The 14,694-nt window shown below is 58.4% G+C and carries 15 protein-coding genes and 2 pseudogenes; 11 read left to right on the forward strand and 6 right to left on the reverse strand.

What is annotated here, in order from left to right:
- Positions 1–409 precede the first annotated feature (409 nt).
- Positions 410–529 (forward strand): annotated as a pseudogene (locus HDG32_RS36935) (IS5/IS1182 family transposase); the annotation flags it as partial.
- A gap of 36 nt (positions 530–565) precedes the next feature.
- Here HDG32_RS36935 and HDG32_RS35430 read toward each other — a convergent pair.
- Both HDG32_RS35430 and HDG32_RS35435 read right to left on the reverse strand, forming a co-directional pair.
- Positions 566–1,720 (reverse strand): acyltransferase, encoded by a 1,155-nt coding sequence (locus HDG32_RS35430; protein ID WP_184074451.1) that lies wholly within the window; start codon positions 1,718–1,720, stop codon positions 566–568.
- Positions 1,720–2,661 carry a sterol desaturase family protein gene (locus HDG32_RS35435; RefSeq protein WP_311540596.1) on the reverse strand — a complete coding sequence of 314 codons (942 nt, stop codon included), beginning with the start codon at positions 2,659–2,661 and terminating at the stop codon, positions 1,720–1,722. Before HDG32_RS35435 ends, HDG32_RS35430 begins: the two co-directional genes overlap by 1 nt.
- Positions 2,662–2,867: 206 nt before the next feature.
- Between HDG32_RS35435 and HDG32_RS35440 the strand changes: the two are divergent.
- From HDG32_RS35440 to HDG32_RS35455, 4 genes and pseudogenes are all read left to right on the forward strand, one after another.
- Positions 2,868–3,233: pseudogene (locus tag HDG32_RS35440) on the forward strand (transposase); the annotation flags it as partial.
- A 348-nt stretch (positions 3,234–3,581) separates the two neighbouring features.
- Complete coding sequence (locus HDG32_RS35445; RefSeq protein ID WP_184023744.1) at positions 3,582–4,028, forward strand: SRPBCC family protein; 447 nt, start codon at positions 3,582–3,584, stop codon at positions 4,026–4,028.
- A 317-nt stretch (positions 4,029–4,345) separates the two neighbouring features.
- Complete coding sequence (locus HDG32_RS35450; RefSeq protein WP_184005448.1) at positions 4,346–4,522, forward strand: hypothetical protein; 177 nt, start codon at positions 4,346–4,348, stop codon at positions 4,520–4,522.
- A 10-nt stretch (positions 4,523–4,532) separates the two neighbouring features.
- A complete protein-coding gene (locus HDG32_RS35455; RefSeq protein WP_184074460.1) occupies positions 4,533–4,901 on the forward strand; it encodes a hypothetical protein in 369 nt (122 codons plus the stop codon).
- Between the two features lie 62 nt (positions 4,902–4,963).
- On the opposite strand, the gene HDG32_RS35460 is transcribed toward HDG32_RS35455, so the two are convergent.
- Positions 4,964–6,598: an NADP-dependent glyceraldehyde-3-phosphate dehydrogenase gene (locus HDG32_RS35460; RefSeq protein WP_311540599.1), complete on the reverse strand. Its 1,635-nt coding sequence runs from the start codon at positions 6,596–6,598 to the stop codon at positions 4,964–4,966.
- A gap of 1,016 nt (positions 6,599–7,614) precedes the next feature.
- Between HDG32_RS35460 and HDG32_RS35465 the strand changes: the two genes are divergently transcribed.
- The 3 genes from HDG32_RS35465 to HDG32_RS35475 all read left to right on the forward strand — a co-directional run bounded on the left by HDG32_RS35465 (position 7,615) and on the right by HDG32_RS35475 (position 9,581).
- On the forward strand, positions 7,615–8,055 hold the full coding sequence (locus HDG32_RS35465; RefSeq protein WP_090810764.1) for a hypothetical protein: 441 nt from the start codon (positions 7,615–7,617) through the stop codon (positions 8,053–8,055).
- A gap of 22 nt (positions 8,056–8,077) precedes the next feature.
- A complete protein-coding gene (locus tag HDG32_RS35470) occupies positions 8,078–9,166 on the forward strand; it encodes a hypothetical protein (RefSeq protein ID WP_184074452.1) in 1,089 nt (362 codons plus the stop codon).
- 109 nt (positions 9,167–9,275) lie between these two features.
- On the forward strand, positions 9,276–9,581 hold the full coding sequence (locus HDG32_RS35475) for an acylphosphatase (RefSeq protein WP_184074453.1): 306 nt from the start codon (positions 9,276–9,278) through the stop codon (positions 9,579–9,581).
- Positions 9,582–9,605: 24 nt separating this feature from the next.
- Here the strand turns inward: HDG32_RS35475 and HDG32_RS35480 are convergent, their stop codons facing one another.
- Entirely contained in the window at positions 9,606–10,421 is an 816-nt protein-coding gene (locus HDG32_RS35480; protein WP_090810770.1) for a class I SAM-dependent methyltransferase, read from the reverse strand.
- Between the two features lie 304 nt (positions 10,422–10,725).
- Between HDG32_RS35480 and HDG32_RS35485 the strand changes: the two genes are divergently transcribed.
- Together HDG32_RS35485 and HDG32_RS35490 are read left to right on the forward strand one after the other, a co-directional pair.
- Positions 10,726–10,998, forward strand: a complete 273-nt coding sequence (locus HDG32_RS35485; RefSeq protein ID WP_184005456.1) for a hypothetical protein — start codon at positions 10,726–10,728, stop codon at positions 10,996–10,998.
- A 117-nt stretch (positions 10,999–11,115) separates the two neighbouring features.
- Positions 11,116–11,445 (forward strand): NIPSNAP family protein, encoded by a 330-nt coding sequence (locus tag HDG32_RS35490; RefSeq protein ID WP_184074455.1) that lies wholly within the window; start codon positions 11,116–11,118, stop codon positions 11,443–11,445.
- Positions 11,446–11,529: 84 nt separating this feature from the next.
- Here HDG32_RS35490 and HDG32_RS35495 read toward each other — a convergent pair whose 3' ends face one another.
- Both HDG32_RS35495 and HDG32_RS35500 read right to left on the reverse strand, forming a co-directional pair.
- Positions 11,530–11,976 (reverse strand): type II 3-dehydroquinate dehydratase, encoded by a 447-nt coding sequence (locus HDG32_RS35495; protein ID WP_184074456.1) that lies wholly within the window; start codon positions 11,974–11,976, stop codon positions 11,530–11,532.
- A 4-nt stretch (positions 11,977–11,980) separates the two neighbouring features.
- The gene (locus tag HDG32_RS35500; RefSeq protein WP_409340084.1) at positions 11,981–13,324 is read right to left on the reverse strand and encodes an MFS transporter; all 1,344 of its coding nucleotides are present in this window, start codon (positions 13,322–13,324) and stop codon (positions 11,981–11,983) included.
- Positions 13,325–13,451: 127 nt separating this feature from the next.
- Between HDG32_RS35500 and HDG32_RS35505 the strand changes: the two genes are divergently transcribed.
- Entirely contained in the window at positions 13,452–14,237 is a 786-nt protein-coding gene (locus HDG32_RS35505; protein ID WP_018422624.1) for an IclR family transcriptional regulator, read from the forward strand.
- Positions 14,238–14,694: the final 457 nt, after the last annotated feature.

Consider the following 14,694-nt stretch of genomic DNA (forward strand, 5'->3'; position numbering starts at 1 on the left):
GCAGAAGAATATCGCCGTAGTCGCAGTTGCCCGTGAACTCAGCGGATTCATCTGGGACATCTGCCGGCTTTCCTTGTCGCTGGCCATACCGCGCGAGACACAGATGCCATGATGTACAGCAATGCCCTGCGTCTGCATCCACCGTAACCACACGTGCAGGAGTTTCCTGAAGGCGGCGTAGCCCGGCACACGAGTAACCCGCGACCAGGGTAGGCAACGGATCTCATCCGACTTGCGGTGGTAGGTAGCGGAAGGCTCATTGGGCGGACATCTGTAATGCGGTAGCCAATCCGCGGATATCAGCTTGATCCACCGTCGAGATTTACTGCTACGTCGCCCTCAGGAAATTCAAACACCGAAAACACAGAACCGATCATATTGACACGAGAAGTCATATCATCCTGGCGGCATGAAAAAACGCGGGCCCTACCCAACGGATGTATTGGATGAAGAGTGGTATTTCGCTGCTCCGTATCTGACCTTGGTGAGCAAAGACGCACCGCAGCGCCGCTACGAATTGCGCGAGATTGAATCTCTGCGGCTGCCTCTCCCCGCCTTCTGACGATCATTCGAGGGTCGGCGACTTCGTGATTCGGACCGCGGGCGCCGGTACGAGATATCGCCCCCCCGGCACGGCGGCGGCGATATGCAACGCACCGGTTTCGATACGGTCTAGCAAGCCGCGCAGTTTCAGGGCACGCTTTTCGACGCCATGCCACGACATCATTGCAAAGAGAAGCGTGAGGGCGAGGGAAATCGGAAAATGAACGTACCAGGTGAGAGCGGCCGGGGCAAGCATCGCGGCCACAGTTTGCTGTATCGGGAAACCGTAAAGAAAGATGCCGTATGAGTAGTCACCGCTTGCGACAAAGCGGTGGCGTCTTGGTTGCGTGAGTCCGAGAAAGACGGTCAGATAGGCGGCGGGCAGCGCCGCGAAGTAATCCGCGCCGCGAACGGATAGGCAAATCACTGCGACGAGGCCAGATAGCACACAGAGCCATGAACTCCAGACGATCCGGTTGCGGAACTGGTACGCGCAAACGCCATAGAAGAAACAGAGAACGAGCATCGGTCCGTGTACGGTCATACCAGCCGAACCGGAACGATGCGCAAGCGCAACGAGTAAGACGTTCGCACCAATCGATGCGGCGAGCAAAAGATGCGGTCGTTGTGCCATGCCGGCATACGACGCAATAGTCAATGCGACGTAACAGGCTAGTTCGAACGGTAACGTCCACAATTGCTGATTGATCGCATCCGGCCAAGGATTGTTGGCGAACATACCTGGCAGCGCGAAATGGACGTCTCCGAGAATGTTCAGGAAGTACGCCCGGAACTCGGGATCAGTGAAATATTGATGAAGTGGAAGCGTGGTAAAGAACGGCCCGATCAGCAATGCGGCGATCAGCGTGTCGACCGCCAATGCGGGTAGCAGCCGCAGTACCCGCAGCCCGCAGAAGGAAACGATCGTGCGGCAACGTTCGAAGCTGCCAGCAACCAGGAAACCGCTCAGAGCGAAGAACATTGGCAAGATTAGCGCGAGCGGTGCTCGTGCAGGCCCGGACCATACCGCTTGAGTGAACTTGTGACCATAACAGACGTTAATGGTGTGGCTCGCGACCACGAGGACGGCGAGCACGAGACGCATGTAGTCGAAACCCGATGGCCTGTTTTTCGCATCGGCAAGCCGCGATCCGAGTGTCGTTGCGAGTGGGGACATCACTCCGTCCTCCGTGGGGATGGGTCTTGTACAGCGGTGGCGGGTAGCCTGACTGTGAATGGCATCAGCAGATAATCAACCAGACCGTCAGGTTCATCAGTGTAGTCAAGACCGACCTCGGGCCATTCGCCTTTCTTCGGGAAGTGTGCGGTCCCAAACAATACGTCCCATAAGGTCACGACTGCAGCGAAATTTCGGTTGTAATGGCGCAACTCGACTGAATGATGAATTCGATGAAATCGATTGTCTGGGAACAGATAGGAAATCGGGCCAAAGCTGATGCGTGTATCGGCGTGCTCGAAGGTGCCCTGAATGAGTATCACCATGCCAATCAACGACCATAGGAATGGAGGATGGAAGTCGATCAGTAGTGCCATTGGAAGCGTGACAACGAGGGGACGGAGCAACTCCTCCGATACATGCATATTGCAGTTCCACACATTCATCTCGCGAATCGAATGGTGGACCTGGTGGAACCGCCATAAGAAACCGAACGTATGCTGCGCGCGATGGAACCAGTAGTACAGCAAATCACCAATCAGTATCGCCCCAGCGATAGCAAGGGCGATGCCGGTGGCGTGCCAGACTGGCCGCGGCGAATCCAATACGCCGTCAAGCGATATCGAGAAAAGCGGTCGGATATGCAGTGCGACGATCACAGAATGATAAAGTTCGAAGAAAAGCCCACCTATAAACAAATAACAAATGTGAAACAGAATGCCGCGCGCGCGTGATGCAAACGACACCTTGCCATACGGCAGCATGATCTCGACGGCGACGCAGAGAATAGAGGCAACAGCGACGCGCTCTCCCGCACGCAAGGTATGAGCAACATAAGTCAACACATCGAACGTTTGCATCTTTTTCCCCGATTCGAGATGTGGAGGTCTTCGAATGCTGTGCTGCACAACGCTGCCATGAGGATGAGGATAGTGGGACACGGGTGCTCTCGGGGGCGCATCACACCGTCAGTTTCGGCCATCATTCAGCGGGTATTCCCTAATCGTAATACGAATTATGTTTTATGGCCGTACGTAAACGGCGGTTTCAAGGTCGAAGCGCAACGGCGGATTTAATGTTTAGAGCCTTGAGGTTGAGCTGCTGAAGCAAGTGTTGCGGCAAAGACCTCGAATGGCGAATGGAAGGCGCGTTTGATCGTTTCGTGACGGTCTACGCGGCGAAATATCCGAAGGCAACGGAAACGTTGAAGACGGACCGGGAAAGCCTGCTGGCGTTTTACGACTTCCCGGCTGAGCACTGGCAGCATTTGCGGACCACGAATGCGATTGAGTCGACGTTCGCGACGGTGCGACACCGTACGACGCGCACGCGCAACTGTGTGTCGCGACCAACCTTCCTTGGTCTGGCATTCAAGCTGATCGAGGAAGCCGAGAAAACCTGGCGCCGCGTCAACGGGCCCGAAAAGATCAAGCTGTTGCTGGAAGGCATTGCCTTCAGGGATGGCGAACCGGTGAAAGACGATCAACCGGTTCAGCAGAAACTCGCCGCCTGAAGTCCCTGCTCATCAAGTTGCCTATACACCATGCATGGACGCCCCCGGCTTGCCAGGTTCTCGTTTGGAACGGATTGAAGGTAACGATTGCAGCCATGCATCCGGACTTCAATGGCGGCGTAGGCCGGCGGTCCCTGATGCGTTGCAATCATCGATCCTCTAAAAAGGACCGGGACGCTATGGCGACCGGGGACGCTTCGACCGCAACGCAGTCCGTATGGGGCGATATACCTGTTAAACGAGTGTCAACCGTCTACGGGTTTTGCCTGGTCTCGTGCGTGTCGATTCCCGCAACGCGGGCGCGTCGTGACAGTATGTCCAACCCCTCCAGTGAAAGGCACACTCATCATGGCTACCGGAACCGTCAAATTCCACCGTGTCTTGCGCACGACGCCCGAGCGTATCTATCGCGCGTTCCTCGAACCCGCCGCGATGGCGAAATGGCTACCGCCGTATGGCTTCACCTGCGACGTGCATCAGATGGATGCGCGCGTCGGCGGCACCTACAGGATGTCGTTTCATAACTTCGGCTCGGGCAAGGGGCACTCGTTCGGCGGCGAGTACGTCGAACTGGTGCCGTTCGAAAAGATCCGCTATTCGGACCATTTCGACGACCCGAATCTGCCCGGTCAGATGCACACGACCGTTTCGTTGCGGCAGGTGTCGTGCGGGACCGAACTGAACATCGTGCAGGAAGGCATCCCTGAGATGATTCCGGTCGAGATGTGTTACCTCGGCTGGCAGGAGTCGCTCGCGCAACTGGCGAAGCTGGTCGAGCCGGAGATTGCGGACTGACATTCAATAACAGCCGCTTGCTCCGCCATCGAGCAAGTGACCCGATGGCACTTTATTCTCCCCGCCAAACGACCGTCCAGTGTTCAACCGCTTCGCGACGGATTGAATGCTATTCCGCGAGGTTTTCCGATTGGGCGCCGCCGAATCTTCGTTGCGGCGAGGCATTCTCATCGTTGGCATTGTTTAAGCTTGAATTAAGCCACGCTACGTACTCTTCGGACCGAAGCATGAGACGACAACGGCCCGACGGGGCGCATTCTTTCCGTCGAGGTATGAGCGCGACAACTCGGGGCATTCCCAGACAGAAAGAGGTTGAGATGATGTACTTGATTACCGACCTGAAAATGGTCGAAAGCTACGGTCGCATCAAAGCTGACAGCGGCGATGATGCGCTGCATGAGTTTGCGGTCAGCGAGGGCTTCCTCGACCTGATGGAGTTCGCCTCCGCCCGGCCCGCGTTCGCCAACGACTTGCTCGCTGTTCAACTGCAATAAGGAGACTGACGTGGCCATGACTTTGGGGCAGGCGCTGGTGCACGCCGAGCAGCTGGAAGTCTACGGTGTGATTTCCAGGGCGTCGCAGGCGCTCATCCGGCTGATGCAGGAATACCGAGCCGTAGTCGGTGTGGAACAATACGAGCAGATTATCGAGCAAGCGGGCGTGGCTCATCCGGACCCGCAGCGACCCGCTCCGCGCATCCTGCACCAGGGAAAAGCGTTGGGTCGATGCATGAAGCAGCGCCATAGGACGTCGCAAATATTCGTCGCTTTTAAACCTATGCTTTTCGACGGGCATCGACTGGCCGGACGTCGTGCGAAATCGCCCCAACTGACGAATGGACCCTTTCACTCAACCATGCGCACGATGCGCTGACCTTTACGGCATCGCGCGCTGAATCTCCGCACCGGGACTCGAGCTCGATACCCGTCGAGCCGCTAAAAGATAAAACCGGTGTTCACGAACTTCGAGTGATGATTCGTGACCATCGTATCGAGCAGCGTCTTGTTCAGGTCGGTCTCCCTGGCCGCGACCATGGACCGAATCGAGAACGCGCGCAACGCATCGGTGACCGATAGCGTACCTTCCGCAGAATCCTTGCGGCCGGCAAACGGAAAGACGTCTGGGCCTCGCTGGCACTGGCTGTTGAGATTGACGCGGCACACCTGATTGACGAGCGGGTCGACCAGCGAGCCAATTTGGGCAGCGTCGGTGCCGAAAATGCTGACCTGCTGACCGTGGTCCGAAGTGATGACATACTCGAGTGGTGTATCGATGTCATCGAACGGCACGACTGGGATGATCGGTCCGAACTGCTCCTCACGATAGAGCATCATCCCTTCCTTCACGGGGTACACCACGGCCGGATAGAAAAGAGTTTTGCAGAACACGCCACCACCTTCGTTCACGACCGCCGCGCCTTTCGCTTTCGCATCGTCAATTGCCTGAGTCATGTAGGCCGTGCGATGCATCCCCGGCAGCGGTGTAATGGACACACCCTGTTCCCACGGCATGCCCACCTTGAGATTTTTGAGCGCTGCGTTAAAGCGCTGAAGAAACGTATCGACGATCGAGCAGTGCACCATCAATATCTTGAGCGCTGTGCACCGTTGACCATTGAACGACAACGTACCGAGCAGACATTCCTTCACGGCGAGGTCTATGTCGGCGTCAGCCAACACAATCGCGGCGTTTTTGGCGTCAAGGCCTAGAACGGCGCGTAGCCGATGCGACTTTGGGTGCTGTTTTTTCAGGTGGTCTGCAACCTTGCTTGAGCCGATGAGGGCAAGCACGTCGATCTTTCCTGAGGCGAGCATGTGTGGCACCACCACCGCACCCGGTGCATAAATCGTGTTGACGACGCCTTTCGGGAAAGCAGAGCGGAAAGCCTCGAGCAGTGGAAAGAACAACAGCGTGCCATATTGGGGCGGCTTGAACACGACGGTGTTGCCCATCAGCAATGCGGGAATGAGCGTCGCGAACGTTTCGTTCAGCGGATAGTTGTAAGGCCCCATGCACAGCACGACGCCCAGCGGGGTGCGGCGAATCTGGCCGATGGTGCCCTCGGCGATGACAAAGCGCGAGTTGCTGTTGTCTAGCTCCTTGAGCGCCGAGATAGTGTCTTGCATATAGCTGATGGTGCGGTCGAACTCCTTCTGCGAATCGACAAGGCTCTTGCCGATTTCCCACATGATCAGATTCACGATCTCATGGCGCCTGGCCGCCATGAGACGAACGAAGTCTTGCATGCAGCCGATGCGCTGCGCGACTGTCATCGTTGGCCACTCACCGCGGCCGTGATCGTAGGCTCGCACGGCCGCGTTCAGCGCGGCATCGCTCTCGACCTCGCCCATGACCGGATAACTGCCAATGACGACCTGTTCAGCGTCGCCGGAGGCTTGTCGCACGCAGACTGGCGACTGCACGCTCTTGCAGGCGCCATCCCATGCCTTCAGTTCTCCATCGACGAGCGAGACGCGCTGATGAATCGGCTCCGCGAGGCGGGCGGAATCGGGAATATCGTCGGTGACTGGAAACAACTGCCAGAGGTTCTCGAAGTCAATATTTGCCACGTTTCGCTCCTATGTTCGTGCAGTACGCGGTGGTCCGCCAGGTGTTGGGGATTGCTCGAACGCAATCAATGCGACCGTGCCTACCCGCTGGTGACGTAACGGTACCTGTCGGACCGATCATTGGGTCGTGCGCAAGCGACTGTGCCGGTGTTTGGTGGCTGTGCTTCGCGGCGGGCGCAAGACACAGAGAGAAGCATAGCTAATGGCAGAGAACAGAGTTGAAGACGAACCGTGTTCAACACCTGATGAACGGTGAAGTCGGTTCCGACAGTGATATCACGTGGCGCGGCGCGGCACCGCCGAGCTTGCGGGCGAGCTTAGTCAGCAGCTGCGGAAATGTCCTCGTAACCGGATTCGATTAGATTCGTCATCGTGGTCTGCAGTTCGACCAACGGCGTAGCGGTCACTGCGGTCGCTACCCCGTCGGATTTCGGAAGCAGTCCGGCGAATGCCGCCATTCCCGTCCCGCATGCTGTTAGGAGTAAGGTGGCAGCAAGTACGGCTGCACTGCCGCGCAGCGCTTGCTTGGGAGCGAAGTCCGCAAAACATCGCATCATGGCTATCTCCGGTTGACGCAGTTTCTGGACGCAAAGACCGTGCCGACGGAGGGGCTGTCAGGCAAGCGTGCCGCTAACCGGCTGCGTAGGCGTTGAATGCTCGCGTGACAGTGGCGACGTGGACTCGGTGGTGGGACTCGCCCTACACTTTGACCGGACAGTGACGGTCCGAAACCAACATTTCGCTGCGGAGAATTGCGCCCGCATGTTCCTGAACATTGCCCGGCAAGCGTTCAGGGATTGTCCTGTGCCGCTCGCTCGAACAACCGTATGTGCGAGGCAGCGAGGAACCCGGCGATAGTTCACTTGTTGCGAAGTCCACGTGACACTTCTGTGGCGTGCGCACCGATATACTGTTTCCTCCTACCGAACAGCTGTACTAACATCGAGTAACGGTTCGAGCATTGACGACCGGGCGGGGCCGGGGAGGCGAGTGTGTTTTCCCCTTGGAGAGCCAGGATGAAAGAAAACTCATCTCGTGAAATCGTCGAACTGCTGACAAAAGTGGTCGGGCGCAGCGCCACGCATGTACCTAGGGGGCAGAGCCGCCGCAGTGCCTCAAAAGCGATCGACCGGCTTGAAGAAATCAAACGGAACGCCGCGTTTGCTCGCCAATACGAATCAGCACCGGAACCGCTACGCGAATTGGTAATGAGGCGGGCCGTAGAAGTCCACGACCTGGCGATTGCACGAGATTACGCGAGCGCCCTCAATGCCCTCAGTGCGGTTGTCGATTTCCTCTATCAGCATCTTGTAGACGACTCCGGCTCAGCAACGCCGCCGAGCAAACTCGCAAGCATCGATTTGAATGCGGTTCACCGGGCTCTTCAATTCGGAGGTCTTCCGGGACAGTCGCAGCAGGACCCAGATGACGACAACCCACCGCCAGTGCGTCGCTGAACTTGCCAAGGGATAATCTCCGATGCTCTCGGGCCTATCGAAACTGCTGGACAAAGCATTTATCCTCGGCTTCTTTTTGCCGGCCCTGCTTGGCTTTACAGGCTTTCTCGCGGCAAACGCCGATATCCCGGCATTTTGCGATTTGCTACACAAAGCGACCTCGGACAGCGACAAGGTTGGAAGCCTGTTCTCTTTCCTCATCATCGTATGGGTCCTATCGCTGATCCTGTTGGTATTGAACAACTGGTTTTATCAGGTTCTCGAAGGATACAAATGGCCATTCAATCGCGAGGCATGGAAGCGCGATGAGCGAAATCGCCGCAATCGTCAGCTGGACCTCATAGAACGCCTCCGTACGGAACTCGCTACAGAGAACAGTACGATCGAGCGGCTTAAAGCCTCAAAGGAATCGTTGGAATACAGAAAGGCTGAATCGAACCTAGCCACCGTAAGGGCGAGGCTGTACCGCAACCAGGAGCGGAACGCCCGTGATTTCCCCCGGTATGAAAATCTCGTTCTTCCTACGGCCTTTGGGAACACGTTGCGTGCATTCGAGGGTTACTCGAGCGAAGTCTATAAGGTTGACAGCATATTCGTATGGCCGCGTCTTCTTGCAGTCATCCCAAAGGACTATCAGGCAATCATTGCGGATGCGAGAGCTCCAGTTGACTTTCTGGTCGGACTCGTCGTCCTGGGTACCTTTACGTCCATCTTTACCTTGGTGCGAGCGATTGACATCTGGCTTGCCGACGGACTGGCCGGTAATGACCTGTTGGCGGATCTTTTTCAGAACGCTGCGATTGCGGCCGCCATTGCGGCAATTGCGTATCGGCTTGCGATTCTTGAGGCAAGAAGCTGGGGCGACGTTGTCAAATCAGCGTTTGACCTTTATCTTCCGGCACTCGCTGAGAAGTTAGGTTTTGTTCTCCCGACGTCCCAGGCCGCACAGCGGGAGTTCTGGGCGGCATGGAGCACGCAGTTCCGCTTCCATGCACCGGCAAATACCGCGTGGTGGACACGTATCAAGCCGGTGACGCCAGCAGCAACGACGAAGGCGGATTGGGAGGCGACAGACTCGGCAGGCGAAACCGACGAGGTGCGCGGAGGTTGACTGTCGAACCTGCGATTCGTGTCGAGCAGAGCTTTTGCTTCCGGACTGACAGCGACAGCGACCAGAGGCAATTGCGCTGCGTCTTATCCGACCTGGAGTTACGTGCATCATGACGCCACAGTTCGATACCGATTTACGGACCAGACTGGTCAGGGTATATGGTCACGTGCAGGGGGTAGGTTACCGGCAGGCTTGCATCGACGAGGCCACGGCTCGAGGCATCACGGGTTGGGTGCGCAACCGGATGGACGGTTCGGTCGAGGCTGTGTTGCAAGGACACGCTGAAGAACTCGAGCGAATCTGCCATTGGCTGGTTGACGGTGCGCATGCAGCTCTGGTGGACCGTCTGGAAGTCCAGGAACTATCGCCACCAGTCGCCAGGTTCGATGAATTCAAGCTCGCCGCGACGGTCTAGTTGAGTTGAGTCAATCCGCTCGCCCTAAGGCTTGAGTGCGGAAGCCAGAACGCAGCTCATCGGAAGCCTGAGGTCCCCCGTATCGCTGCGATACGCCTGCGCCTCGTGTGCGACGGCCCGTTCAATAGACGCTAGCGCCGCCGGCGTCTGCGCGTGTAGCAACGCGGAAACCCGCACGCCACCACGCAGGAGTGCATGAAAAGGTGTATTGGGAGCACGAAGCACGAGCGTGAGGTCCAACTCCCGCACCTCCGGTTGGACGAACCCGGCATCGAGCAACAGGCGCTTCGATTCCTCCCAATCGCTGAATCGGAAGAAGGGTGGTCCCGGCGGGACGGGTACGTCGGTCGTCCCGTGCTCCTCGATTGCCTTCAATACCATGCCGAAGCCAACCGCCTTGTTCGGTGTCGCCCATACCGTGAAGGCGATTCTGCCGTTAGGTTGCAGTACACGAAACGCCTCCGCGAGCGCGCGCTCGGGGTGCGCAAAGTGCAACATTCCGAAGCTGATCCCCACTGCCGAGAAGCTTGCGTCGGGAAATGGCAAATCCTCCGCGTCGCCGACGCGGAACTCAAGTGCCGGAAAGACGCGTCTCGCCTTGTCGACCATCGCGACCGAGAAATCCACCCCGGCGACATCCGCGCCGCTGCGCGCGGCGGCCGCCGCGAGGTAGCCCGGGCCGCAGGCGACGTCGAGAAAACGGGCTCCCCGCCGAATGCAGAGGGTTTCGAGCATGGCCTGGTTCGACTGGGCGGTCAAATCACCAAAATACTCATGATAGGCCTGCGCGACCCGCTCCCAACCTTCGTGCTCGAAGGTACTGAAGTCGAGTTGTCCCATGCTTACCCCCACCGGTTTTACACGTTGGCAACCTTTAGCGCATGCCTATGTTCCTCGTAATCCGTATGTCTGGCTATCGGGGAAACAATCCAGGCCGGCGACAGAGAAAGAGCGAACGAATGTGTGGTGCGACGCACAACCAACGTCGTCTGAAGCCGCCAGACTTTCGCGCGCGTCGGCGCTGGCTGACGCACCCCCACGAACCAATACGCCTGCTTTCTCTCTGACGCTTCGCATTTCAGCGCCAGGTCGCGAAACGCCTCACTTGCGTTAGACTGGCTCGAGCAACCGGGAGGAGACCTGGATGATACGCAAGACGCTTAATGCCTCGCAGCTTCAGCAGGAGGTCAGTCGGCGAATCCATCGACTGCAGGAAATCGTCGAGGATGGCGTGAAGATTCGCGTGCCGCGGCCGCAATTGCAAGAGGCTGACAAGACAGGCTGCAACTGGAACATGACCCACTTCGGTAACGCGATCGGCTTCGAGCGCGACATCGAGGGCGTACTCAAGGCCATGCGTGCGGAATACAACCTAAGTACCGAAGTGAAGGACACCGGCAACCCGTTCGGGGACTAGTCGCGAAAGTTACAACCAGCGCGGGTCGCGCGTGAACGCCACCGTCAGCCAGCGGTCCGGGCTCACCGGTAACGCGATCGCCACCAAAACCATGACCTCCAAAGAGAAGGTGTACGCATGAGCACCCGCCCCATCTATCTGGCAAAGCCCCTGTTGGATTTCCGGGTCTACACGATCGCGCTGCGCAAGATGCCCGAGTTTCTCGACGTGTTTGACAGGCTCGCCATGCCAATCCTGCTCGAGACGCTTGGACATCCGCTCGGTTTCTGGACCAGTCTGGTCGGGCCGCAGAACCAGTTCACCCACCTGTGGGGGTATGACGATCTGGCAGACTACGAACGACGGTGCCTTGCACGCGATACGCATCCGGATTTCCCCGCCTCTCTCAAGGCATCGGGCCATCTGATCACGGCACGGGAGACACGGCTCATTCGTGCCGCCGCGTAGGATAGCGTCGCAGAGTAAGCCGGTGCTGCGGCCGAAGCGGGCTCCATCGAGGAGCCCGCGTGCTTCATGAATCGAGGAGCCGGCTCAGGTCTGGTTGCCCCACAGATCGTCAATCGCGCGGATTGCTAGCAAGTATCCGTTTGCGCCAGCCCCGCAAATTACCGCGGTAGCGGCCACCGAAATCGTCGAGTGACGATATTCCTCCGAGCGTCGGTGGATGTTGGTGATATGCAATTCCACTACTGGTCGGCGGATGAGCTTGACTGCGTCGAGCACCGGAATCCGACCGAATGAAAAGCCGGCTGGATTGATGATCAGCGCGGCGTCCTGCAAGAACGCTTCCTGGATCCAGTCGATCAACTCGCCTTCGCTGTTCGTTTGTCGGAATACGCAGTCGAACTCGAGGGCGTCGGCCAGCGCGAGGCAGTTCTGTTCGATGTCCTTCAGCGTAGTGCTGCCATAAAGATGAGGCTCCCGCGCGCCCAGCATGTTCAGGTTGGAGCCATTGAGGATGTAGAGTTTGCGAGTCATGGTGTCAGTGTGTAGAAGAGCGTTCCAGGGCCGTGTCTCTGGTTTCCCGGGATATTGCGATCATCAGGAAGGAGATCAGGTTCAGCGAGCCGCAGACCGCTACGATGGCCCAAGGGGAACCGTTAAAGGCATTGAGCAGCGCCACGGCGACGATTGGCATCGGGCCGCCGGTGAGCAGGTTGGCTCCCGAGTACGACAGTGCGGACCCCGTGTAGCGCGCATCGGTCGGAAATGACTCGGCGAACCACACCGGCTGGATGCCGCTCTGGAACTGTGTGAAGCCGAGGAAGGCGCCCATCACGGCCATCGTCATGGCGATCGAGTTCTGGTTGAGAATCGGAAAGTAGATCAGGCAGCAGATCAGCGTGCAGAACGAGCCGATCATCAGCGCACGTTTGCGTCCGATCCGATCGCTCAGATAACCGCCCGCCAGCGCTCCCGCGATGGCACAGACATTCGCAACCATCAGCAGCATGAAACCGGTCTGCTTTGGTACGCCGAGGTGTTTCGTCAGATAGCTGAGCGAGAAAACCACGATCAGATAAAACAGTGCGGCCGGGCCACAGAAGAACAGCGTCAGGCGAAGCGCGGTGCGCCAGTGATATTTGAAAACGGTGCCTAGCGGATTGGCAGCGCGTGTGGGAACGGCAGTCCTCTTGAGCGCCTCGAAGGCGGGTGTCTCGCTAACCTTCCTGCGGATGTAGATGCCCAGCAGCACCAGCACAAAGCTTGCGAGGAACGGGACTCGCCATCCCCAGGAGTCGAAGTCGTCCGATGAAAGCAACGCGGCCAGTGTAAAGAGCGAGAAGTTGGCGAGAATCTGGCTGAGTGGCGAGCAGATGCCAAGCAGGCCCGAATACAAACCGCGTCGGTTAGCAGGCGCATGCTCGACCGCCATCAGTTGCGCGCCCGTCGACTCGCCGCCAAGCGCGAATCCCTGGATGATGCGCAGTGTCACCAGCAACGTCGGCGCGAGGATGCCAACCCGGTGGTAAGTGGGCAACAGCCCCATCAGGAACGATGAAGCTCCCATTACCGACACGGTGATAAGCATCAGTTTGCGGCGTCCCCAACGGTCCCCGAGCATCCCGCAGATCACCGCGCCTAGCGGGCGTGCGGCCAGCCCTGCCCAGAAACTAGCCAACGACGCGAGCAGCGAGGCGGTCGGGTCCAGCGATGGGAAAAACAGCTTTGGAAAGATCGTGGCCGCGACCACACCATACAGCGCGAAGTCGAACCATTCGAGTGCCGTTCCGACGGTTGCGCCTGCCACCGCCCGACGCGCCATCAAGTGAGCCTGCGCGGACTGTTGTTCCGCGGCAAGGCCTGAATCAGCAAAAAATGACATGTTGTCTCCTGAATTCCTCATATGTCGAACCGTTCGTATCTGGCGACGAACAAGTGCTATTGTTTGCGCTCAGAAAGCGAGGCGTTCCGCACCGGAACTGCATTGCGCATAATGAAAATCACGCGAAATGTCGCTCAAAAACGGCCTGAGAATTCTTGATTTCCTGGCGACGCAAGCCGAAGGCGCGGGTCTTCTGGCGATTGCCGACGCTTTGTCCCTGCCCCGCAGCACGTGCCACCGCGTGCTCGCCGAGCTCATCGAAGGCGGCTATGTCAGGCAACTGGTCGATCACAGCCGCTACATTCTGACAATGCGTATGACGTCGAACGGGCTGGAATTCCTGAGCCTGACGGGCATCGCGGATATCGCCCAGCCGATCATCGAACGCGTCGCTGCGCAGACAGGTGAACTGGCGCGGCTGTCGTTGGTGGACGGCGAAGCAATCATCTGGGTGGGGAAGGCGGACGGACAGCGCATCGGCTTTCGCTACGATCCTGACATGGGCCAGGCAGCACGACTTTCATGCACGTCGACCGGACACGCATGGCTGATGACAATGACTGACGAACAGGCGGCGGCACTGGTTTTGAAGCAGGGTTTTGGACAGCCCAATGAGTTTGGACCCAATGCGCCGACGACGCTCAAGGCGCTGCTGGGCTTCCTGCACGCTGCGCGCGTGCGTGGCTACGCGATGATCGACGAGGTGTTTGCCCCACGCATGTCAGCGGTGGCGGTGCCCGTGGTGAGCGGCTCGCGTTGCGTCGGCGTCATCAGTTTGGCCGGTCCGCGGGTGCGGCTGACGACCGAGAAGATTCACGAGTACTCGATGCTGCTGCGCGAGGCGGCGAATGAACTGGCCCAGCTAAGCAATATGGCGGGATTCCCGAGTCGGCCGCCGCTCGGCAAGGGATGACGAGACACAAGTGTAAAGCCATCCGACCGGCGAACTTCGTCCGCTTCGCGCCGAACTGCGGCCTCCGATACGTTGGCGCAGATGACCGCACGTCTTCCTGTCGGATGCGCAACTAACGGTCGGGCGCCATGCTGCCATCACACTCGGGCTTCGCCCCAAAACCCGCTGACAAAGGCGGCCACGACGACTTGCCGTCGCTGCGTTATGTCTGGTTGGCACCGGGATAGCACGCCTCCATCGAAGCGACTTCGCCTTCGTACAGCAAACACGTCGCTCATCTGCCGTGCGCACAACATGGCGCGCGCGCAAAGCGAAGTGGCCGTCGCGACCGTGATCGACGATGCCGACATTCACGCGTGGCCGCCGCTACTCCCGAACTGCTCGAACACGAAGGGCGTGCCGTGGTATTTACCTCGCTCGAAGATCTGGCCGCGCGCATCGACGACCCGGGTCTGGA

Origin of the sequence: Paraburkholderia sp. CI2, assembly GCF_014201055.1 — a bacterium.
In the GTDB taxonomy this organism is placed as follows: Bacteria; Pseudomonadota; Gammaproteobacteria; order Burkholderiales; family Burkholderiaceae; genus Paraburkholderia; species Paraburkholderia tuberum.